The organism is Pseudescherichia sp. L3 (genome assembly GCF_024656065.1).
Classification (GTDB): Bacteria; Pseudomonadota; Gammaproteobacteria; order Enterobacterales; family Enterobacteriaceae; genus Pseudescherichia.
Map to the genome: position 1 here is coordinate 1,743,292 of NZ_JANKYC010000001.1, position 20,943 is coordinate 1,764,234.

22 protein-coding genes are annotated in these 20,943 nt (G+C 56.5%); 9 read left to right on the forward strand and 13 right to left on the reverse strand.

The window, feature by feature from the left end; genetic code table 11:
* The first annotated feature begins 102 nt into the window (after positions 1-102).
* The gene (locus NR795_RS08530; RefSeq protein WP_144818641.1) at positions 103-342 is read left to right on the forward strand and encodes a YebV family protein; all 240 of its coding nucleotides are present in this window, start codon (positions 103-105) and stop codon (positions 340-342) included.
* Positions 343-473: 131 nt separating this feature from the next.
* Positions 474-665 carry a YebW family protein gene (locus NR795_RS08535; protein ID WP_042391328.1) on the forward strand — a complete coding sequence of 64 codons (192 nt, stop codon included), beginning with the start codon at positions 474-476 and terminating at the stop codon, positions 663-665.
* 534 nt (positions 666-1,199) lie between these two features.
* Here the strand turns inward: NR795_RS08535 and NR795_RS08540 are convergent.
* From NR795_RS08540 to yobA, 3 genes are read right to left on the reverse strand one after another with little or no spacing between them, the layout of a single operon-like run.
* Positions 1,200-1,538, reverse strand: a complete 339-nt coding sequence (locus tag NR795_RS08540) for a YebY family protein (protein ID WP_144818639.1) — start codon at positions 1,536-1,538, stop codon at positions 1,200-1,202.
* A gap of 15 nt (positions 1,539-1,553) precedes the next feature.
* Entirely contained in the window at positions 1,554-2,417 is an 864-nt protein-coding gene (gene copD / locus NR795_RS08545) for a copper homeostasis membrane protein CopD (RefSeq protein ID WP_257757916.1), read from the reverse strand.
* Position 2,418: 1 nt separating this feature from the next.
* Positions 2,419-2,793 carry a CopC domain-containing protein YobA gene (yobA, locus tag NR795_RS08550; RefSeq protein ID WP_144818635.1) on the reverse strand — a complete coding sequence of 125 codons (375 nt, stop codon included), beginning with the start codon at positions 2,791-2,793 and terminating at the stop codon, positions 2,419-2,421.
* A gap of 134 nt (positions 2,794-2,927) precedes the next feature.
* Between yobA and NR795_RS08555 the strand changes: the two genes are divergently transcribed.
* Positions 2,928-3,158, forward strand: a complete 231-nt coding sequence (locus NR795_RS08555) for a DNA polymerase III subunit theta (RefSeq protein ID WP_042391334.1) — start codon at positions 2,928-2,930, stop codon at positions 3,156-3,158.
* Between the two features lie 24 nt (positions 3,159-3,182).
* Positions 3,183-3,845, forward strand: coding sequence for an exodeoxyribonuclease X (gene exoX / locus NR795_RS08560; protein WP_144818633.1), 663 nt, complete (start codon positions 3,183-3,185; stop codon positions 3,843-3,845).
* Here exoX and ptrB read toward each other — a convergent pair.
* The 4 genes from ptrB to NR795_RS08580 all read right to left on the reverse strand — a co-directional run bounded on the left by ptrB (position 3,842) and on the right by NR795_RS08580 (position 7,459).
* Entirely contained in the window at positions 3,842-5,899 is a 2,058-nt protein-coding gene (gene ptrB / locus NR795_RS08565; protein ID WP_257757918.1) for an oligopeptidase B, read from the reverse strand. The two genes, exoX and ptrB, sit on opposite strands and share 4 nt — an antisense overlap.
* Positions 5,900-5,983: 84 nt before the next feature.
* Entirely contained in the window at positions 5,984-6,643 is a 660-nt protein-coding gene (locus tag NR795_RS08570; RefSeq protein ID WP_222888151.1) for a tellurite resistance TerB family protein, read from the reverse strand.
* Between the two features lie 94 nt (positions 6,644-6,737).
* A complete protein-coding gene (yebF, locus tag NR795_RS08575) occupies positions 6,738-7,085 on the reverse strand; it encodes a protein YebF (protein ID WP_144818627.1) in 348 nt (115 codons plus the stop codon).
* 65 nt (positions 7,086-7,150) lie between these two features.
* Entirely contained in the window at positions 7,151-7,459 is a 309-nt protein-coding gene (locus NR795_RS08580; protein ID WP_144818625.1) for a YebG family protein, read from the reverse strand.
* Positions 7,460-7,589: 130 nt separating this feature from the next.
* Here NR795_RS08580 and purT point away from each other — a divergent pair, with 130 nt between their 5' ends.
* A complete protein-coding gene (gene purT / locus NR795_RS08585) occupies positions 7,590-8,768 on the forward strand; it encodes a formate-dependent phosphoribosylglycinamide formyltransferase (RefSeq protein WP_257757921.1) in 1,179 nt (392 codons plus the stop codon).
* Positions 8,769-8,812: 44 nt separating this feature from the next.
* Here the strand turns inward: purT and kdgA are convergent, their stop codons facing one another.
* The 3 genes from kdgA to zwf all read right to left on the reverse strand — a co-directional run bounded on the left by kdgA (position 8,813) and on the right by zwf (position 13,041).
* Positions 8,813-9,454: a bifunctional 4-hydroxy-2-oxoglutarate aldolase/2-dehydro-3-deoxy-phosphogluconate aldolase gene (gene kdgA / locus NR795_RS08590; protein ID WP_042391344.1), complete on the reverse strand. Its 642-nt coding sequence runs from the start codon at positions 9,452-9,454 to the stop codon at positions 8,813-8,815.
* Between the two features lie 40 nt (positions 9,455-9,494).
* Positions 9,495-11,306 carry a phosphogluconate dehydratase gene (gene edd, locus NR795_RS08595; RefSeq protein ID WP_257757924.1) on the reverse strand — a complete coding sequence of 604 codons (1,812 nt, stop codon included), beginning with the start codon at positions 11,304-11,306 and terminating at the stop codon, positions 9,495-9,497.
* A gap of 259 nt (positions 11,307-11,565) precedes the next feature.
* Positions 11,566-13,041, reverse strand: a complete 1,476-nt coding sequence (gene zwf / locus NR795_RS08600) for a glucose-6-phosphate dehydrogenase (RefSeq protein ID WP_144818620.1) — start codon at positions 13,039-13,041, stop codon at positions 11,566-11,568.
* Positions 13,042-13,386: 345 nt separating this feature from the next.
* Between zwf and NR795_RS08605 the strand changes: the two genes are divergently transcribed.
* On the forward strand, positions 13,387-14,256 hold the full coding sequence (locus tag NR795_RS08605; RefSeq protein ID WP_238085593.1) for a MurR/RpiR family transcriptional regulator: 870 nt from the start codon (positions 13,387-13,389) through the stop codon (positions 14,254-14,256).
* Between the two features lie 126 nt (positions 14,257-14,382).
* The gene (gene pyk, locus NR795_RS08610; protein ID WP_257757927.1) at positions 14,383-15,825 is read left to right on the forward strand and encodes a pyruvate kinase; all 1,443 of its coding nucleotides are present in this window, start codon (positions 14,383-14,385) and stop codon (positions 15,823-15,825) included.
* Positions 15,826-15,880: 55 nt separating this feature from the next.
* On the opposite strand, the gene lpxM is transcribed toward pyk, so the two are convergent.
* The 3 genes from lpxM to znuA all read right to left on the reverse strand — a co-directional run bounded on the left by lpxM (position 15,881) and on the right by znuA (position 19,284).
* Positions 15,881-16,852 (reverse strand): lauroyl-Kdo(2)-lipid IV(A) myristoyltransferase, encoded by a 972-nt coding sequence (gene lpxM, locus NR795_RS08615; protein ID WP_257757929.1) that lies wholly within the window; start codon positions 16,850-16,852, stop codon positions 15,881-15,883.
* 146 nt (positions 16,853-16,998) lie between these two features.
* A complete protein-coding gene (gene mepM / locus NR795_RS08620; protein WP_144818613.1) occupies positions 16,999-18,324 on the reverse strand; it encodes a murein DD-endopeptidase MepM in 1,326 nt (441 codons plus the stop codon).
* Between the two features lie 15 nt (positions 18,325-18,339).
* Positions 18,340-19,284, reverse strand: a complete 945-nt coding sequence (znuA, locus tag NR795_RS08625) for a zinc ABC transporter substrate-binding protein ZnuA (protein ID WP_257757931.1) — start codon at positions 19,282-19,284, stop codon at positions 18,340-18,342.
* Positions 19,285-19,362: 78 nt separating this feature from the next.
* Here znuA and znuC point away from each other — a divergent pair, with 78 nt between their 5' ends.
* Both znuC and znuB read left to right on the forward strand, forming a co-directional pair.
* A complete protein-coding gene (znuC, locus tag NR795_RS08630) occupies positions 19,363-20,118 on the forward strand; it encodes a zinc ABC transporter ATP-binding protein ZnuC (RefSeq protein WP_144818609.1) in 756 nt (251 codons plus the stop codon).
* The gene (gene znuB, locus NR795_RS08635) at positions 20,115-20,900 is read left to right on the forward strand and encodes a zinc ABC transporter permease subunit ZnuB (RefSeq protein ID WP_257757933.1); all 786 of its coding nucleotides are present in this window, start codon (positions 20,115-20,117) and stop codon (positions 20,898-20,900) included. Before znuC ends, znuB begins: the two co-directional genes overlap by 4 nt.
* Positions 20,901-20,943: the final 43 nt, after the last annotated feature.

Genomic DNA, 20,943 nt, shown 5'->3' on the forward strand with positions numbered 1-20,943 from the left:
AAGCGCACTTTTTGACTGGCGGGATAGGCCATGTTGTACCAGGCTGAAAAATAGGGTGACTGTACTGGTCGTACCACATTCCGCAGATCAATGGAGAGCATTATGACGAAAACTACCGTGCGCATTGGCCAATTTGAGATAGATGATGCTGAGCTGCAAGGCAATGAGCCAGGAGAGCGGACGTTACGCATTCCATGCAGCTCCGATCCCGATTTATGTATGCAGCTTGATGCCTGGGACGCTGATACCAGTATTCCGGCGCTGCTTAACGGCGAACAGTCTGTGCTTTACCGTGAGCACTACGATCAACAAACCGATACCTGGATTATGCGCCTCGGCTGATATCCGTTGAACCCGCCGCCCGGCGGGTTATTTATCCATACCCTGCCCTGCCCAGTTATTTACGCCTGGAATTTCCTCTCTTTACCTTCATCCCCTACACTTAATCTAAGCGGTACGGAAGTGAGGATGGAATGGTCGCGCTGGTTCTTTTTATTTGCTACCTGGATGGTGGCTGCGATGACATCGTTATCGATGTATATAATACCGAACAGCAGTGCCTGGTCTCTATGGAGGAGCAGCGCATCCGTCACGGCGGCTGCTATCCGGTAGAGGACTTTGTCGACGGCTTCTGGCGACCGGCTCAGGAGTTTAGCGATTTTTAATAGGCATAGAAGAGTTTAAACAGTAATTGATATAGCCACATTACCCTTTCCCTGATAGAGCAGCGCCCACTTATCGTTAGTAACAAACTGATATCGCACTGTGCATTCATGATCTGCCGCTTCAGCGGTGGCAGCTTTGAGGGCAGAAAAATTGATTAATAGCCAAAAAAATCCCTGGACGCCCGTAGGGCCGAGTATGTTATGGTTTAACCTGAATACAGAGAATTCATGAAATTTTCGCGGCGTTTAGTTGGGAGACTAAAAAAGCTGAGTATTCAAAAAGATAAAAAAAGACCGAATACGATTCCTGTATTCGGTCCAGGGAAATGGCTCTTGGGAGAGAGCCGTGCGCTAAAAGTTGGCATTAATGCAGGCTAAATACGCCTGGCACTTTAAGAATAGATGACAGCGCCAGCTTTTCCAGTCTCCAGACTCGGTGGCAGGAAAAAAGAGTGATTGTCACGGCCGTAAACAAAAAAACCGCAACGCTTCGTTAATGAAGCCTGCGGTTTTTTGTTATGAATCACGCCGACATTAGCAGAGCGTTTCGGCACGCTCGATAAACGGGGCAAGACTCATCTTTTCCCCAGGCTTCGCGGGATCGTCAACCTGAATAGTGGAGATGGGCTGACCGCTGTTCTCGCCTTTGGCGACCTGCTGCTCCGCGGCATCGTTGAGCGGATACTGCACCAGCGTGCTGGGGTTGATAGCAAACAGCGCATGGCCTGGACGGCAGGTGAGCATCACCTCTTCACGGTTAAACGCCCATTTCTCTTTACCCACATCTAAACGGCTTACGGTGATCACCTGCGGTGCGGCCAGCGCACTAACCGAACAGGTGAGTAACAGAAGAGTGAGAATACTTTTTTTCATTTTTTCGCCAGTTATTTAAAAAGGTTCAAGTGTCGCAAACACGCTGACCGTTGCCAGCACCACAATGCCGAGAACCACTTCAGCTTGCGTCATCCGGATAAACGCCGCGCGCGCCTGAGCTTCCTGCACACGAAAACGCGGCACCAGCACATAGCGGTTTACCAGGGCAATCATCACCATCAGCAGTACCAGCGCGCATTTGACCAGCAGCAACTGACCATATGTACTGTGCCATGGCAGCACCACGCCCTGAATAAGAAGCGCATTGATGATGCCGGAGAGTAACACCCCTGCAACCGCCAGATGTCCGTAACGGGAGAAACGCATCAGGCTATTTATTGCCGCCAGACGACTGGGCGTTTTTACCCGCTGCATACAATACAGCACCGGCAGCAGACCGCCAAACCAGGCGGCGGCACACAGAAGATGAACAGCATAATTAAGCCGGGTAAACACCCCGGTCGCCCCATCATGCATCGCCGCATGGCCGGTATTTGCCAGCAGCAGCAGTTGGGCGGTCACCAGCAGCAGCACCCGCCCCTGCTGATACATAAAGCCCAGCAGCAATGCTGCCAGCGCGAGAATAATCTGCCACAGCCAGACGCTACCAAATTGCGTTTCGCTTACCGCCAGCCAGATATCTGGCTGCCAAACGTCGTGCCAACCGCTGCCCATCATACCGCCCTGCACGGCAAACATCAGCAGCGCACTGAAAAACGCCAGCGCCAGCGCGCCGCGTTGCATAGGCATAAAACGACGCTGGAGCGCGGGGCGGATCGTCGGGTCGGCAAGCCAGTGTGCAAACGCGGTGCTGCCAAATACCAGCATCAGGGTCAGAAAGTGGATAAATCGCAGGCCAACGTAGCAAAGCGCGAGCATATTACTTCACGCTAAACCGGTAGCTGCCCTGGGTTTTATGCCCGTCAACGGAGACAACGTGCCACTCTACGGTATACTCACCGGGCGTGAGCGCCTGCTCAATGGGCGCAATCAGCTGTGTTTTATCGTTGTCGTTACGCTTTACCGCACCAATTTTTACCGCCTGCTGCTGCGAGCCAGTTACCTTTACGCCGCTGAACTTGGGTTCAATGCCCTCGGAAAAATTGAGGGTCAGCGCCTGGGGAGCCGCAGTGACGTTCGCATCGGCGGCTGGATACTGATGTTTCAGGTGAGCATGCGCGAAAACCGCAGGCGAGGCAGCGAGAGAGGCCAACAGCAGTAGCGTGCGGCAGGAAGACTTAGCGGTAAAACCCATCGTTCTATTCCCTTTTGTTATGTCTATAGGACAAAGAATAACTCTGTATAATGGTGCAGTCGAGTCTGTACCGATGCGGGCTTGCCTTTCTGCAGCAGGCTTAGTACTTTTGCGCCGTTAAACCGGGAGGACCTATGAAAACCAATCTTGCACTTCTGCCTCAGGATGAGATGGACAAAGTTAACGTTGACCTGGCGGCCGCTGGCGTGGCCTTTAAAGAGCGCTACAATATGCCGGTTATCGCAGAGGTGGTAGAGCGCGAACAGCCCGCTCACCTGCGCGACTGGTTTCGCGAGCGGTTAATTGCTCATCGCCTGGCATCCGTGTCGCTTTCACGCCTGCCCTACGAACCTAAAATCAAATAATCGCCCCGGTTGCTGGAGAAGAGGATGTTACGCGTAATCGATACTGAAACCTGTGGCCTGCAGGGCGGCATCGTTGAAATTGCTTCGGTGGATGTCATCGACGGTCAGATTGTGAACCCGATGAGCCACCTTGTGCGTCCGGATCGCCCTATCAGCCATCAGGCGATGGCCATCCACCGCATCACCGAAGAGATGGTCGCCGATCAGCCGTGGATCGAAGAGATACTGCCCCACTACCTGGGCAGCAGCTGGTACGTGGCGCACAACGCCAGCTTCGACCGCCGCGTACTGCCCGAGATGCCCGGCGAGTGGATTTGCACCATGAAGCTGGCCCGTCGCCTGTGGCCGGGGATCCAGTACAGCAACATGGCGCTCTACAAGTCGCGTAAGCTGAACGTACAGACGCCGCCGGGGCTGCATCATCACCGGGCGCTGTATGATTGCTACATCACCGCCGCGCTGCTGATTGACATCATGGAAACGTCGGGCTGGACGCCGGACCAAATGGCGACGATTACCGGTCGCCCTGCCCTGATGACGACTTTTACCTTTGGCAAATATCGCGGCAAAGCGGTATCCGAGATCGCCGACCGCGATCCGGGCTACCTGCGCTGGCTATATAACAACCTGGAGCGCATGAGCCCCGAACTGCGGCTGACGTTAAAGCACTATCTCGACGAAAACTAGCTTTTCTTGCCGGGCAGCGTGCCCTGTGCCAGTGCCACCAGGAAAGCGAACTCCAGCGCGACGCCTTCATAGGATTTAAAGCGGCCTGATTTCCCACCGTGGCCTGCGTCCATATCCGTACACAGCAGCAGCAGGTTATCGTCAGTTTTCGTTGCCCGCAGCTTCGCGACCCACTTGGCTGGCTCCCAGTACTGCACCTGGGAGTCATGCAGGCCGGTTGTTACCAGCAGATGCGGATAGGCCTGGGCGCTCACGTTATCGTACGGGCTATAGCTTTTCATGTAGTGATAATAGATCTCGTCCTGCGGATTGCCCCACTCCTCAAACTCACCGGTGGTTAACGGAATCGACTCATCCAGCATGGTGGTCACCACGTCCACAAAGGGCACCTGAGCGATCGCCCCATGGAACAGGCCTGGGCGCTCGTTAATCACCGTGCCGATCAGCATCCCGCCGGCGCTGCCGCCCATGCCGTAGCAGTAGCGTGTAGAGCCGTAGCCCTGCGCCAGCAGCGCGTCACAGACGTCGATATAGTCGTTGAAGGTATTTCTCTTTTTAAGGAACTTACCATCCTCATACCAATGCTGGCCCAACTCGCCGCCGCCGCGAATATGGGCGATGGCATAGACAAAGCCACGATCCAGCAGGCTCAGGCGGCTGCTGCTAAAATCGGCATCGATGCTGGTGCCGTAGGAGCCATAGCCGTAGACCAGCAGCGGATTCTGTCCCTTACGGAAGTGTTTTTGGTTATAAACCAGCGAGACGGGAACTTCTACGCCGTCGCGCGCCTTGATCCACAGATGTTCGCTGCGGTACTGGCTGGCATCAAAGCCGTGGACCTCGGCCTGCTTGAGTACCCGCCGTTCACCGGTATCCATATCCAGCTCAAACAGCGTATCTGGCGTTGTCATAGAGGAGTAGCCGTAGCGCAGCCGGGAGGTTTCCGGCTCGGGATTATAGGCCAGCCAGGTCACATAGGCCGGATCGTCAAAGGCGATGCCGGTGACCTCGCGGGTTTTACGGTTGATCTGTCGCAGACTGGTTAAGCCACGCTGGCGCTCTTCCACCACCAGCCAGTCGGTAAACAGCGTAAAGCCCTCCAGCATGATGTGATCCCGGGGCGGGATCAGCACCTCCCACTGCTTATCGTTACGCACCTTGGTGCGATAGAGGCCGAAGTTTTTCCCCTCGCGATTTGAGCGCAGATAGAACGTGTGCTGATAGTGGTCGAGATTGTACTCATGATCTTTGCGGCGGGGCAGAAACATAATGGGCTGGGCATCCGGCAGTTCAGCATCCAACAGCAGACATTCGCTGGTCGTGGCGCTGGCCAGGTAGATAATTACATAGTGCTGGGAGGTCGTCTTATGCAGGCTAACGTAGAAAGTCTCATCCTTCTCCTCGTAGACCAGCTCGTCCTGACAGGCAGGCGTACCGATGGTGTGCCGCCATACCTGATAAGGCAGCAGGGTTTTGGCATGCTTACGCACATAGTAGAGCGTTTCAGAGTCGTTGATCCAGACGAAGTCGGGCGTGACGTTATCCAGCATCTCTGGATACCAGTTCCCGGTATCCAGATTACGAAAACGCAGGCCGTACTGCCGCCGGGAGAGGTAGTCCTCCGCCAGCGCCATAATCTTATTGTCCGGCGACACGGCCAGCCCGCCAAGGGTATAGAACTCACTGCGCGCGGCCCGCTTGTTGGCATCCAGCAGCACCTGCCACTCATCCCACTCGCTGCTGAGCACTGACTGGCGCTGATAGATAGCGTACTCGCACCCCGGCTCATAGACGTGCCGGTAGCGGTAGCCGTTGCGGGTATAGGGGGCGGAAACTTCGCGCTGGGGGAGACGGTCGACTATCTCTTTGAGCAGGCGATCCTGTAATGACTGCTGCGAGGCCATGACGTCGCGCCCGTAGTCATTCTCCTGGTGCAGATAATCCAGGACATCCTGATCCGAACGCGTATCGTCGCGCAGCCAGTAGTAGTCGTCTGTTCGCGTGTCGCCATGCTGAGTCATGACGTGCGGTACTTTTTTTGCTTTTGGTGGCATAGCGTTATCTTTTCAGTTTACACCCTATAAGGGTGGCAAAACCCACGCATGTTGCAAGCGAAACGCGCCACCAACGCGTGTAAGCTAGCCTGGCAGCGCGCTTTTTTGTGCTTTAAGGTCCTGTTCAATGCCGTCACGCACGTCCTGAGGGATCTTCAAAGCGTCACCGAGGGCGTTAAGATAGCTGCGCTCCATAAAGTGATCGATATCGATCGCCGCACAGCTGAGGAAGTACAGCTCCAGCGCCTCCTCCTCGTTACGCACGTCACGAGCCAGCCGTTGCGGATCGAGAGGCTGCTCGATAGCCTGCGCCACCAGCGCTCTGCCCTGCTCCTCAACCCCCGCCTCGCGCATTTGCAGATCGATGGCTTCGCGCTCGCGCGCATCAATGTGGCCGTCGCTTTTCGCGGCAAAGACCAATGCCAGGATGAGACGTTCGGTGCGCACATCCAGCGGCGAGCTCTGCTGACCAAACTGCGGCTCATCCTGATGCGTACTACGCACGCGATCTTTATATTTGTTCCACAACACCGTGCCAGCAACGGCCCCGCCGCCCATCAGCAGCGCGCTGGTACCGTATTTCGTGAGCAGCTTACGGGAAGAGGAGTTCGAGACCAGCAGGCCCGCCAGGCCACCCAGTGCGCCGGGCACCAGCAGCTTGCTAAGTCCCTGTCCGTCACCCGATGAGGCGGACGCCCCTTTCTGGCCCAGCAGCGACTGTAATTGATTCATCCAGTTAGTCATAATTCCCTCGCTTATTCTGTGTCAAACCACAGAGTAAGCGAGGGGTTGTCAGGAAATGTCTAAGCTGACTAAAGAAGCGAAAAGGCGGGGAGGGTTAACGATGGGTATAGACGGCCTTGCCACCTTTGCAGTCAACCGCTACCTGATAGTGGATATCGGTGTTTTTGCCGCGAACGGTCAGCGGAACGGTCCACTTATCCTGTTTACCAGTAATCTCTTTGACGTTGATCCAGGCAACAGGATCGGCCTGCCCCAGCGTCTCCTGGTCATCGGCCCAGCGCGCAATGCGATTTTGCTGGTAGTCGCGCTTGACGCTGGCGGCGATACCGGCGGCATCCAGCCCTTCACAGCTGGGAAACTTCACTGATTTACTATTGGCAGCCTGTACGCTAACGCTGCCGGCCAGCAAGGCAAGGCCGAGCAGTAATCCTGATTTGTTCATGCTTATCTCCTGTGCGCATAACCCACACAAAGCATGGTACAAATTACCGGCAGCGCAAGCTGCGGTTAGGCTACTTTGCTACGCTTCGCCGTCGGCATATCCGTTACGGTATCGCTTTTCATTGGCGCGGCATCAGGATCCGGCAGCTTACCCGAGCGGAATACCGCACTGAGGGTCTCTTTCTGCTCCGCCAGCCACAGCGCCATCTGCTCACGCTGCGCGTCATCAAACGCAACGGGGGCATTTACCAGCACGCCTTCCAGTACTTCCGCCAGATCGAGCATTTTGTCGTACGCATCGGCTTCCTTTTTGCTGGCAAAAGACATTTTTTCCTCACCTTCGCGGATTACCACGTATTTGACTTCAACCGCCATAATGCAGCCTCATTTACCTGTTTATTTATACAGTATAATAGTAAGCATTTCCCCGCTGAAATGCAAGCCGAAAAAAGACACGCAAACGTTTTCGTGTATAATAGTCCGAAATTTTTAAGGGGTTGAGAGTATGACTTTTTTAGGTACGGCGCTGCGTCCGGCAGCCACGCGTGTAATGCTGTTAGGCTCTGGTGAGCTGGGTAAAGAGGTGGCGATTGAGTGCCAGCGCCTGGGTATTGAAGTGATTGCGGTGGACCGCTATGCGGATGCCCCGGCAATGCACGTCGCCCATCGTTCATACGTGATCAACATGCTGGACGGTGAGGCGTTAAAAGCGCTGGTGGCGCAGGAGAAACCGGATTTTATCGTGCCGGAGATCGAAGCTATCGCCACGGATACGCTGCTTGAGCTTGAGGCCCAGGGCCAACAGGTTGTGCCCTGCGCCCGTGCCGCGAAGCTGACCATGAACCGGGAGGGGATCCGCCGCCTGGCCGCTGAAGAGCTGAGCCTGCCTACCTCAACCTACCGCTTCGCCGACAGCGAAGTCGCGTTCACAGAAGCGGTTGCGGCGCTCGGCCTGCCGTGCATTATCAAGCCGGTGATGAGTTCGTCCGGCAAAGGCCAGAGCTTTATTCGCAGCGCCGATGAGCTGCACGATGCCTGGCAGTACGCCCAGCTTGGCGGGCGCGCCGGAGCGGGACGCGTCATTGTCGAAGGCGTGGTGAAGTTTGACTTTGAAATTACGCTCCTGACCGTGAGCGCCGTTGACGGGGTGCACTTCTGTGACCCTATCGGCCATCGTCAGGAGGATGGCGACTACCGTGAATCCTGGCAGCCGCAGCAGATGAGCGAGCTGGCTCTCTCCCGCGCCCAGGCTATTGCCGAGGAAGTGGTGCTGGCGCTGGGCGGCTATGGTCTGTTCGGCGTGGAGCTGTTTGTCTGCGGCGACGAGGTGATCTTCAGCGAGGTGTCACCGCGTCCACACGATACCGGCATGGTCACGCTGATCTCCCAGGATCTCTCGGAGTTTGCTCTGCACGTCCGCGCCTTCCTCGGTCTGCCGGTAGGCGGCGTACGTCAGTATGGCCCCTCCGCCTCGGCGGTGATCCTGCCCGCGTTGAAGAGCGATAACGTGTGCTTCGATAACGTACAGGCGGCGGTGGGCGCGGGTCTTCAGCTGCGCCTGTTCGGCAAGCCGGAGATCGACGGCACGCGGCGATTAGGCGTGGCGTTAGCCACCGGTGAAAGCGTAGAGGATGCGGTAGAACGGGCGAAAAGCGCCGCCGCGAGCGTGATAGTGAAGGGATAAAAAAACGGGCCGAAGGGCCCGTTTTTGTTACGCTATCATAACGATTACTGCTGCGCGCCTTCTACCGCTTCGCGAGCCAGTTTGGTAATGCGATCGTAGTCACCCGCTTCCAACGCATCAGCCGGTACCAGCCATGAGCCACCGATGCACAGCACGCTTTTCAGCGCCAGATAGTCACGGTAGTTTGCCGGAGAGATGCCGCCGGTTGGGCAGAAACGCACCTGCGAGAACGGGCCAGCAATCGCCTGCAGCGCTTTGGTACCGCCGTTGGCTTCCGCCGGGAAGAATTTAAACTCTTTCAGACCGTAGTCGAGGCCGAGCATCAGTTCAGACACGGTGCTGATGCCAGGGATCAGCGGAATAGTGCCTTCGGTTGCTGCCTTCAGCAGCGGCTCGGTCAGGCCCGGGCTGATAGCAAACTGCGCGCCTGCTTCGGTCACTTCCGCCAGCTGCTGCGGGTTCAGTACCGTACCGGCACCAATGATTGCTTCCGGGACTTCTTTCGCAATGGCGCGGATCGCATCCATGGCACAGGCGGTACGCAGAGTGACTTCCAGCACGCGAACGCCACCGGCCACCAGGGCTTTCGCCATCGGTACTGCATGTTCCAGTTTGTTCACCACGATAACCGGTACAACAGGACCCGTTTTCAGGATTGCTTCAGCACTCGTTTTCCAGTTTTTCATCAGAGTTTTTCTCTCGCCCGATCTAAAAAAATTAATCAGTTTAAAAAGTGATACAGGTTGCGCCCTGCTCCGCACCGGAGAGTTTTTCACGCAGTGCGCTAAACATTTCGCGGCCAGTACCGACACGCGCGCTACTCAGGTCAGGAATGTGCGGCTGACGTGCAGCAAGCTCGGTTTCATCCACCAGCAGAGTAAGCTCCCCTGTCTGTCCATTTACGCGGATGATATCGCCCTCGCGTACTTTTGCCAGCAACCCGCCGTCATACGCTTCTGGTGTCACATGGATCGCCGACGGTACTTTACCTGATGCGCCGGAGAGCCGTCCATCGGTGACTAATGCGATTTTGAAACGGCGGTCCAATAATACACCAAGTGGCGGCATCAGTTTATGTAATTCTGGCATGCCGTTCGCTTTTGGCCCTTGATGTCGGACAACAACCACGCAGTCACGGTCAAGCAGACCGGCTTTAAAAGCCGGCAACACGTCGTGCTGGCTCTCAAAAATCACCGCCGGGGCCTCGACGACCTGGTTCTCTACCGGAACGGCGGAGGTTTTCATCACTGCGCGTCCCAGGTTGCCACTGAGCACTTTCGTGCCGCCATGGTGCGAGAAGGGCTTATCGATAGAGGCAATGATATCGCTGTCCAGCGACGCGCTGGCCCCCTCGCGCCAGTCCAGTTCGCCCTCGTTCAACCAGGGCTCAAGGGTGTAGCGTGACAGGCCGTGGCCGACCACGGTATTCACATCCTCATGCAGCAGGCCGCCCTTCAGCAGTTCGCGCATCAGCACCGGAACACCGCCTGCCGCCTGGAAATGGTTGATATCCGCCGGGCCGTTCGGGTACAGGCGTGCCATCAGAGGCACCACCTCGGAGAGTTCAGAGAAGTCATCCCAGTTGACGATAATGCCCGCCGCCCGCGCCATCGCCACCAGGTGCATGGTGTGGTTAGTGGAGCCGCCGGTCGCCAGCAGGGCAACGATACCGTTAACCACCACCTTCTCGTCGATCATCTTGCCGAGCGGCATCCACTCGTTACCGTTGCCGGTCAGACGCGTCACCTGGCGTGCGGCCGCCACGGTCAGGGCTTCACGCAGCGGCGCGTCAGGATGCACAAATGACGAGCCAGGCAGCTGCATGCCCATAAATTCAATGACCATCTGGTTCGTATTGGCCGTACCGTAGAAGGTACAGGTGCCGGGTGCATGGTAGGAAGCCGCCTCGGACTCCAGCAGGGCCATGCGGTCGACTTTGCCTTCCGCATAAAGCTGGCGGATCCGCACCTTCTCTTTATTGGGCAGGCCGCTGGCCATCGGGCCTGACGGCACAAACAGGGCCGGCAGATGACCAAACGACAGCGCGGCCATCGCCAGGCCCGGGACGATTTTATCGCAGACGCCCAGGTAGAGCGCGCCGTCAAACATATTATGCGACAGGCCGACCGCGGCAGACATAGCGATCACTTCCCGGCTAAGGAGAGAGAGCTCCATCCCGTCCTGACCCTGGGTCACGCCATCGCACATGGCGGGTACGCCGCCCGCGACCTGGCCTACGGCGTTAACCGAATGCAGCGCTTTACGAATAATGTCAGGGTAGCGTTCATAGGGCTGATGCGCGGAGAGCATATCGTTGTAGGAGGTAATAATGGCGACATTGTTACGCAGCATGCTTTTCAGCGAGGCCTTATCCTCCGGCTGGCAGGCGGCAAAACCGTGGGCCAGGTTACCGCAGGCCAGCGACGACCGATGAACGGTACTGCTTTTCGCTTGTTCGATGCGGGCAAGGTAAGCGCTGCGGGTGGCATGAGAACGATCGATAATACGTTTTGTTACCCGTAACAATGTCGAGTTCATAAAGGCTCCTGAAAATGAGGTGTCCCGGACGGCAGTGTGGTCATAAAACAGAGGGGGCGTAAACCACTCATCCACCGCAGGCCGGAGGCAAAATCGCTTCAGCCAGTGTAATAAAAAAAGCGTTACGGGTGAATCCAGGGGCGATGCAAAAGAGCGAAAATTGTGCGGGAATCTGTGTTAGATCATGTTACCGGTAAAATAGAGGGGCAATAAACAAAAAAAAACGGCCCCGCAGGGCCGTCTTAACAGAACGCGTTGGTTACTCGAATTCGTTCCAGGAGCGACCGTCACGGGTGATCATTGCTACCGACGCCACTGGGCCCCAGGTACCGGCCTGGTAAGGCTTCGGTGATTCGTTATCCATCGCCCAGGCTTCGGTAATGGAGTCGACCCATTTCCACGCCTCTTCCACCTCGTCGCGACGCACGAACAGCGCCTGGATGCCGCGCATCGTCTCCAGCAGCAGACGCTCGTAAGCATCCGCAAGATGGCTTTCGTTAAAGGTTTCGGAGTAGCTCAGATCCAGCTTAGTGGTTTGCAGGTTATGCTTGTGATCGAGACCCGGAACCTTGTTGAGGATCTGGATGTCCACGCCCTCGTCCGGCTGCAGGCGGATGGTGAGCTTATTCTGGGGCAGATCCTGCCAGGACTCTTTGAACAGGTTCAGCGGCGGGGTTTTAAAGTAGACCACCACTTCAGAGCACTTGGTCGGCAGGCGTTTGCCGGTACGCAGGTAGAACGGCACGTCGGCCCAGCGCCAGTCATCGATATCTACGCGGATCGCCACGAAGGTTTCGGTGTTGCTGGTTTTGTTTGCGCCCTCTTCTTCCAGGTAGCCCGGCACCTTCTTGCCCTGGGCAAAACCGGCGGTGTACTGACCGCGTACGGTTTTTTCACGCACGTTGGAACGGTCAATACGGCGCAAAGATTTCAGCACCTTCACTTTCGCATCACGAATGCTGTCCGCAGAGAGATCCGACGGCGGCGACATGGCGATCATGCAGAGAACCTGGAGCAGGTGGTTCTGGATCATGTCGCGCATCTGCCCGGCCTGGTCGAAATAGCCCCAGCGGCCTTCGATGCCCACCTCTTCCGCCACGGTGATCTCCACGTGGTCGATGGTGCGGTTGTCCCAGTTGTTGACGAACAGCGAGTTGGCAAAGCGCAGCGCCAGCAGGTTCAGCACCGTCTCTTTACCAAGGTAGTGGTCGATACGGTAAACCTGGCACTCTTCAAAGTATTCGCCCACCTGATCGTTGATTTCACGAGAGGTGTCGAGGGAGGTGCCCAGCGGTTTTTCCATTACCACGCGCGCTGGCTTGGCGTTAAGTTTTGCTTCACCCAGGCCTTTGCAGATAGCGCCAAAGGTGCTCGGCGGCATGGCAAAGTAGTTGATGGTAACGCGGTTCTTCTGATCGAGCATGTCACCGAGACGGGTAAATGCGGTGGTATCGTTTACGTCAAGGTTACAGAAATCGAGGCGTCCGCTGAGCGTATCCCAGAGGCTTTCATCGATTTTCTCTTTCATGAAGGTCTCGAGCGCTTCACGCACGATTTCGGTGTACTTCTCTTTGTCCCAGTCCGCACGCCCTACCCCAAGGATACGCGTCTCCGGGTGGATCTGGCCTGCTTTTTCAAGCTGATACAGGGAAGGCAGCAATTTCCGGCGTGCAAGATCGCCTTTCGCGCCGAAAATGACCAGGTCACATGCCTGGGCTGTTTGCGTTACCGCCATGTCATTCTCCTCAGTTGGCTGCCCCGGTACTTTCGCCAGGGCATAGCTGTAATTTTATTACACTGCACTGTACTGCTTTTACGTAAAACCCGAAACCGTTACCGCTTATCCTCCCGTGCGCTTTCGCTCAGGCGGCTAAAAATTGGGTAAATCGCCCTGAAAAATCAGGGATTTTGTCTGGAATCGAGTAGCTAAAATCCGACTCTGATCATGTAATGAAAAAAAACAACAAATTTTCCCGCTGTTCTTTACCTTTCCTGGCCCCACAAGGGTAATATCGACTGAACCGCAGCACAATTTCATCCGTTGTTGAAGTTGATTTTAGCCATGGGCACCCCGTTAATAATGAACATGCTGGAAAAAATTCAGTCTCAGCTGGAACACCTTAGCAAATCCGAACGAAAAGTGGCGGAAGTCATACTCACCTCGCCGGATCAGGCCATTCACTCCAGCATCGCTGCGCTGGCACACGAGGCCGGAGTCAGCGAGCCCACGGTAAACCGTTTCTGCCGCAGCATGGAAACCCGTGGCTTCCCGGATTTCAAGCTGCATCTCGCCCAGAGTCTGGCTAACGGCACGCCCTATGTTAATCGCAATGTCGATGAAGATGACAGCGTTGAGGCCTATACGGGTAAAATATTTGAGTCGGCAATGGCCAGCCTGGACCATGTCCGCCAGTCGCTGGATATGCCCGCCGTCAACCGCGCCGTCGACCTGCTCACCCAGGCGAAGAAGATCGCCTTCTTTGGCCTTGGCTCTTCGGCGGCGGTTGCGCACGACGCCATGAACAAATTCTTCCGCTTCAACGTGCCGGTGGTCTACACCGATGACATTGTGCTGCAGCGCATGAGCTGTATGAACTGCAACGAAGATGATGTCGTGGTGCTGATCTCCCACACCGGCCGGACCAAAAGCCTGGTGGAGCTGGCGCAGCTGGCCCGCGAGAGCGATGCCATGGTCATTGCCATCACCTCTGCGGGAACGCCGTTGGCCCGGGAAGCGACGCTGGCGATCACTCTGGACGTGCCAGAAGATACCGACATCTATATGCCGATGGTGTCGCGTCTGGCGCAGCTCACGGTCATCGACGTGCTGGCAACAGGCTTTACTCTGCGTCGGGGAGCAAAATTCAGAGATAACTTGAAGCGAGTCAAGGAAGCGCTTAAAGAATCGCGTTTTGATAAGGAGCTCCTGACCGGGAGCGATAAACATTAAACTTTTATAACAGCGTTGTAATTCATTACGGCATTCGGTTAAGTTTTTGATTTGCCAAATCGGCGCGCAGAACTGCCGAATTCATATTCACGCAACACCTGGTTGTTTCAGTCAACGGAGTAATACATGTCCAGAAGGCTTCGCAGAACTAAAATCGTTACCACCCTGGGTCCAGCTACCGACCGCGATAATAACCTCGAAAAGATCATCGCTGCTGGCGCTAACGTGGTACGTATGAACTTCTCCCACGGCACGCCAGAAGATCACAAGCTGCGTGCAGATAAAGTGCGCGAGATTGCGGCAAAACTGGGACGTCATGTTGCTATTCTTGGTGACCTGCAGGGTCCAAAAATTCGTGTATCGACCTTTAAAGAGGGGAAGGTATTCCTCAACATTGGCGACAAGTTCCTGCTTGATGCCAATCTCGGTAAAGGCGAAGGTGATAAAGAGCGCGTCGGCATTGACTATAAAGGCCTGCCTGCGGACGTGGTTCCCGGCGACATTCTTCTGCTCGACGACGGTCGCGTACAGCTGAAGGTCATTGAAGTTCAGGGCATGAAGGTCTTTACCGAAGTGACCGTTGGCGGTCCACTGTCGAATAACAAAGGCATCAACAAGCTGGGCGGCGGTCTCTCCGCCGAGGCGCTGACCGACAAAGACAAAGCCGATATCGTCACCGCTGCGCAGATTGGCGTTGATTATCTGGCCGTCTCCTTCCCGCGCTGCGGAGAAGACCTGAACTACGCGCGCCGCCTGGCGCGTGATGCAGGCTGCGATGCCAAAATCGTTGCCAAGGTTGAGCGTGCGGAAGCCGTCTGTGACCAGGACGCTATGGACGACGTGATCCTCGCCTCTGACGTGGTGATGGTGGCCCGTGGCGACCTCGGCGTTGAGATTGGCGACCCGGAGCTGGTGGGCATTCAGAAGGCGCTGATCCGCCGCGCACGCCAGCTTAACCGCTCGGTGATCACCGCGACCCAGATGATGGAGTCGATGATCACCAACCCGATGCCAACCCGTGCCGAAGTGATGGACGTCGCCAACGCCGTGCTGGATGGTACCGATGCCGTGATGCTCTCTGCCGAGACCGCTGCTGGCCAGTATCCTGCGGAAACCGTGGCCGCGATGGCCCGCGTCTGCCTGGGTGCCGAGAAGATCCCCAGCATCAACGTCTCTAAACACCGCCTCGATATCCAGTTCGAGAACGTGGAAGAGGCCATTGCGATGTCAGCGATGTATGCCGCAAACCACCTGAAGGGTGTGACCGCCATTATCACCATGACCGAGTCGGGCCGTACCGCGCTGATGACCTCGCGCATCAGCTCCGGTCTGCCGATCTTCGCCATGTCACGCCATGAGCGCACCCTGAACCTGACGGCACTCTACCGTGGTGTCACCCCGGTGTACTTCGACAGCAACAACGACGGCGTGGCCGCTGCCCACGATGCGGTCAATCTGCTGCGCGACAAGGGCTATCTGATCTCCGGCGATCTGGTTATCGTGACCCAGGGCGACGTGATGGGCACCATCGGTACCACCAACACCACCCGCATCCTGACCGTGGAATAAAATCCACCCGGGTTAATAAAAAACCTCTCACAGGTGAGAGGTTTTTTTTCGTCTGCTATTTCCTCGGAAACAGCTCTTTACGCTTGTAGGGCTCCTGTTCGCCCGGCCTGCGTGTCTTAAGCAGTTTTAGGATCCAGGTGTACTGCTCCGGATTCGGACTGACGAGATGCTCTACCTCTTCATTCATCCGTCTGGCGATGGTGTTATCGTCAGCGTCCAGCAGATCGTCCATGGGCGGCCTGACCACGATCGTCAGGCTATGCGTCTTGCTGTCATAAACCGGGAACAGCGGCACAACGCGGGCGCGGCAGACTTTCATCAGGCGGCCAACGGCAGGCAGCGTCGCTTTATAGGTCGCAAAGAAGTCGACGAACTCGCTCTGCTCCGCGCCATGATCCTGATCGGGCAGGTAGTAACCCCAGTAGCCCTGGCGTATGGATTGAATAAAGGGTTTGATCCCGCTGTTGCGCGGGTGCAGACGCCCGCCAAAGCGGAGGCGCACTTTATTCCAGACGTAATCGAGCACCTTATTACCCTGGTTATGGAACATGGCAGCGATTGGCCGCCCCTGGGAGGCCATCAGCATCGCCGGAATATCCACGCCCCAGCCGTGCGGTACCAGCAGGATCACGTTCTCACCGTTGCGCTGCATCTCGTCGATAATCTCTTTGCCCTGCCAGTGAATACGACCGGCAACCTTCTTCGGGCCGCGTATCGCCAGCTCAGCCATCAGCACCATTGACTGGGGAGCCGTAGCAAACATCTTATCAACAATCGCTTCCCGCTCGGCTACGCTCTTCTCAGGAAAGCAGTAGAGCAGGTTAATTTGCGCCCGGCGGCGAGCGCTTTTACCCAGTCGTCCACCTAAATGCCCCAGCTTGCCCAGCAGCGGATCGCGTACCGAGGCCGGTATAAGCGATACGCCTGCCAGCGCGAGAACCCCCAGCCATGCGCCCCAGTAGCGCGGCTGCAGGAACTCCTTTTCAAACTGAGGAATGTATTCGCTGTTATTTTTTTTCGTTTCCATGCATCTTCCGGGAGCCGACAGACTCGGGTCAGAGAAATAACCAGGTATCAATTGAGGTGATAGTTTAGCGACACCTCTGGCTTCGCACAAAAGAAAAAGCCGGTGCCCATGGGCGACCGGCTTTCATAGCGCTTCTTTAGGGCACGCTAGTCGAAGCGCAGCTGAGGCATAACCTCTTTCACCTGCGCCAGGTAGTCGCGGCGATCGCTGCCGGTCAACCCTTCGGTACGCGGCAGCTTAGCCGTTAATGGGTTGACCGCCTGCTGGTTGATCCACACCTCATAGTGCAGGTGCGGGCCGGTTGAGCGGCCGGTATTACCCGAGAGCGCGATACGATCGCCCCGCTTCACCTTCTGGCCATCTTTCACCAGCAGCTTGCGCAGGTGCATATAGCGCGTGGTGTAGGTCCGCCCGTGACGAATCGCCACGTAGTAGCCTGCCGCACCGCTGCGCTTGGCCGTGACGACTTCGCCATCACCCACCGCCAGCACCGGCGTGCCCTGCGGCATGGCAAAATCTACCCCTTTATGCGGGGCAACGCGGCCGGTCACCGGGTTCAGACGACGCGGGTTAAAGTTTGACGATACGCGGAACTGTTTAGAGGTGGGGAAACGCATAAAGCCTTTCGCCAGCCCGGTGCCGTTCCGATCGTAGAATTTGCCATCTTCAGCGCGGATAGCGTAGTAGTCTTTACCGTCCGAGCGCAGTCGTACGCCAAGCAGCTGGCTCTGCTCGCGCTTGCCGTCGAGCATTTCACGCGACATCAACACCGAGAACTCATCACCCTTTTTCAGCTTGCGCAGATCTACCTGCCACTGCATGGCTTTGATCACCGAGCTGATTTCACCGCTGTTCAGGCCCGCTTCTTTGGCGCTGGCAACGAAGCTGCTGCCAACCGCGCCTTTCAGCGTGGTGTTAACCCAATCGCCCTGCTGAACTTCACTGCTCATTTTAAATGCGCCGCTCTCCGTGCGGTCGTAGGTGCGGGTTTCACGGCGCGACATCTCCCAGGTCAGGCGCTGCAGATCGCCATCGGCGGTGAGCGTCCAGGAGATTTGCTGGCCGATCTTCAAATTACGCAGCTCTTTATCGGCGCTGGCGAGCTGGGTGACATCGCCCATATCCATACCGTACTGGGTCAGAATGCTGCTGAGCGTATCGCCGGTAGAGACAACGTACTCATGCACGCCCGCCTCGTTGCCGGTTTTATCATCCAGCTCATCCTGGGGGATCTCTTCGACTTCATCAGGCATCGACTGATCGATAGGCTCACTGGCTTCCGGCAGCAGCGAACGGATCTCGCTCTTCTCCAGCTCAATGGCTTTGACAATCGGGGCAGAGTCGGGGTGGTAGACATAGGGCCGCCAGACGGCGACCGCTAATGTGAGAACAGTAAGCGACCCCAGCATAACGCGATGGGGTCGGGGCAAATTGTTAAATGCCAGGGCGACAGAGCGGGCTATCTGTTGCACGTATTCACTTCCTCGTTAATCTCCTTTCAGGCAGCTCGCATACTGGTTTGAGAGTTGTTTCAAAAATTGCGCGTAGCTGGTTTTACTCAGCGCAATATTGGTGCCCAGAGGATCTAAAGTCCCCATACGCACAGACGTTCCTCTCGCAACAGATTCAACGACCGCTGGCCTGAACTGTGGCTCAGCAAAAACGCAGGTTGCTTTTTGCTCAACTAACTGTGTTCTGATTTCATGTAAACGCTGCGCACCGGGCTGAATTTCAGGGTTAACGGTGAAATGGCCGAGCGGCGTCAGACCATAGTGTTTTTCGTAGTAGCCATAGGCATCATGAAAAACGAAATACCCTTTCCCCTTCACGGGTGCGAGCTCAGTGCCGACCTGCTTATCGGTTTCGGCTAATTGTGCCTCAAAATCGCGCAGGTTGGCGTCAAGCTTGGCTCGACTTTGCGGCATAACTTCCACTAATTTTTGATGGATTGCAACCGCAGCCAGGCGGGCTACCTCCGGGGACATCCAAATGTGCATGTTATACTCGCCATGATGGTGATGTTCGTCACCATTTTCCCCGTGGTGGTCATGACCTTCATGCTCATCTTCGTCATGCTCGCTGCCTTTCATCAGCAGCGGCTTCACGCCTGGCAGCTCGCCAATGGCCAGCTGCTTCTGCGCCGGCAGCTGCTGGGTCGGCTTCTGCATGAAGGCTTCCATGTCCGGCCCGACCCAAACCACTAAGTCCGCGCTTTGTAAGCGTTTTACATCCGAAGGACGCAATGAGTAATCATGCTCAGAGGCACCGTCCGGCAGTAATACTTCTGTCTGAGTGACGCCGTCAGTAATAGCAGCGGCAATAAAGCCGACAGGCTTAAGCGAAGCGACAACGTCGGCGTTGGCGGGAGAGAGTGTCAGGCTCATTAGAGCGGTGGAGATTGCAGCGCAAAGAAGCGTATTTTTATGTAACATAATGCGACTAATCATCGTAACAAGTGGGTGGAATGTGATATTATAACATTCTATGACTTGTGCAAGCCCTTAAACACTATGACAAATCTTGTTTCACTGGAAAATGTATCCGTCTCCTTCGGCCAACGCCGCGTCCTGTCTGACATTTCGCTGGCGCTGCAGCCTGGAAAAATTTTAACCCTGCTGGGCCCAAACGGTGCAGGAAAATCTACCCTGGTACGGGTCGTACTGGGCCTGGTAGCAGCCGATTCCGGGACAATCAAGCGCGATAAGGCGCTGCGCATTGGTTATGTTCCGCAGAAGCTGCATCTGGATGCCACCCTGCCCTTGACCGTCAGCCGCTTTTTGCGCCTGCGTCCGGGTACACGCAAAGACGATATTCTTCCGGCTCTCAAGCGCGTGCAGGCCGGACACCTGATTGACGCCCCGATGCAAAAGCTTTCCGGCGGCGAGACCCAGCGCGTGCTGTTGGCCCGCGCCCTGCTTAACGCGCCGCAGCTGCTGGTGCTGGATGAGCCCACCCAGGGCGTAGACGTGAACGGCCAGGTGGCGCTGTACGATCTGATTGACCAGCTGCGCCGGGAGCTGAACTGCGCCGTGCTGATGGTTTCTCACGATCTGCATCTGGTGATGGCGAAAACCGACGAGGTGCTGTGCCTCAACCACCATATCTGCTGCTCCGGCACGCCAGAGGTGGTGGCGATGCATCCGCAGTTTATCTCAATGTTCGGGCCGCGCGGTGCTGAACAGCTGGGTATCTATCGCCATAACCATAACCATCGCCATGATTTACAGGGCCGTATTGTACTGCGCCGGGGAAATGGAAACTCATGATTGAACTACTTCTGCCCGGCTGGCTGGCCGGGATAATGCTGGCCTGTGCCGCAGGCCCGCTGGGCTCCTTTGTGGTCTGGCGTCGCATGTCCTATTTCGGCGACACCCTCGCCCACGCGTCGCTGCTCGGCGTCGCCTTTGGTCTGCTGCTGGACGTCAACCCGTTTTACGCAGTGATTGCAGTGACGCTGCTGCTTGCCGGCGGGCTGGTTTGGCTGGAGAAGCGTCCGCACCTGGCGATTGATACCCTGCTGGGCATTATGGCGCACAGCGCCCTGTCGCTGGGTCTGGTGGTGGTAAGCCTGATGTCGAACATTCGCGTCGATCTGATGGCCTATCTGTTTGGCGATCTGCTGGCGGTCACGCCGGACGATCTGATCATCCTCGGGGTGGGCGTCGCGATTGTGCTTGGCATCCTGCTCTGGCAGTGGCGCAGCCTGCTGTCGATGACCATCAGCCCGGATCTGGCCTTTGTTGACGGGGTGAAACTGCAGCGGGTGAAGCTGCTGCTGATGCTGGTGACCGCCCTGACGATTGGCGTAGCGATGAAGTTTGTTGGCGCGCTGATCATCACTTCCCTGCTGATTATTCCCGCCGCGACCGCCCGCCGTTTCGCCCGTACGCCGGAGCAGATGGCCGGACTGGCGGTGGTGGTAGGAATGGTTGCCGTCACCGGGGGGCTGACTTTCTCGGCGTTCTATGACACGCCCGCTGGTCCCTCGGTGGTGCTCTGCGCGGCAGCGCTGTTTATTTTCAGCATGATGAAGAAACCGGCGCAGTAGAATGCAGCATCCACGTGCCCGGTAGCGAGTAGCTTACCGGGCC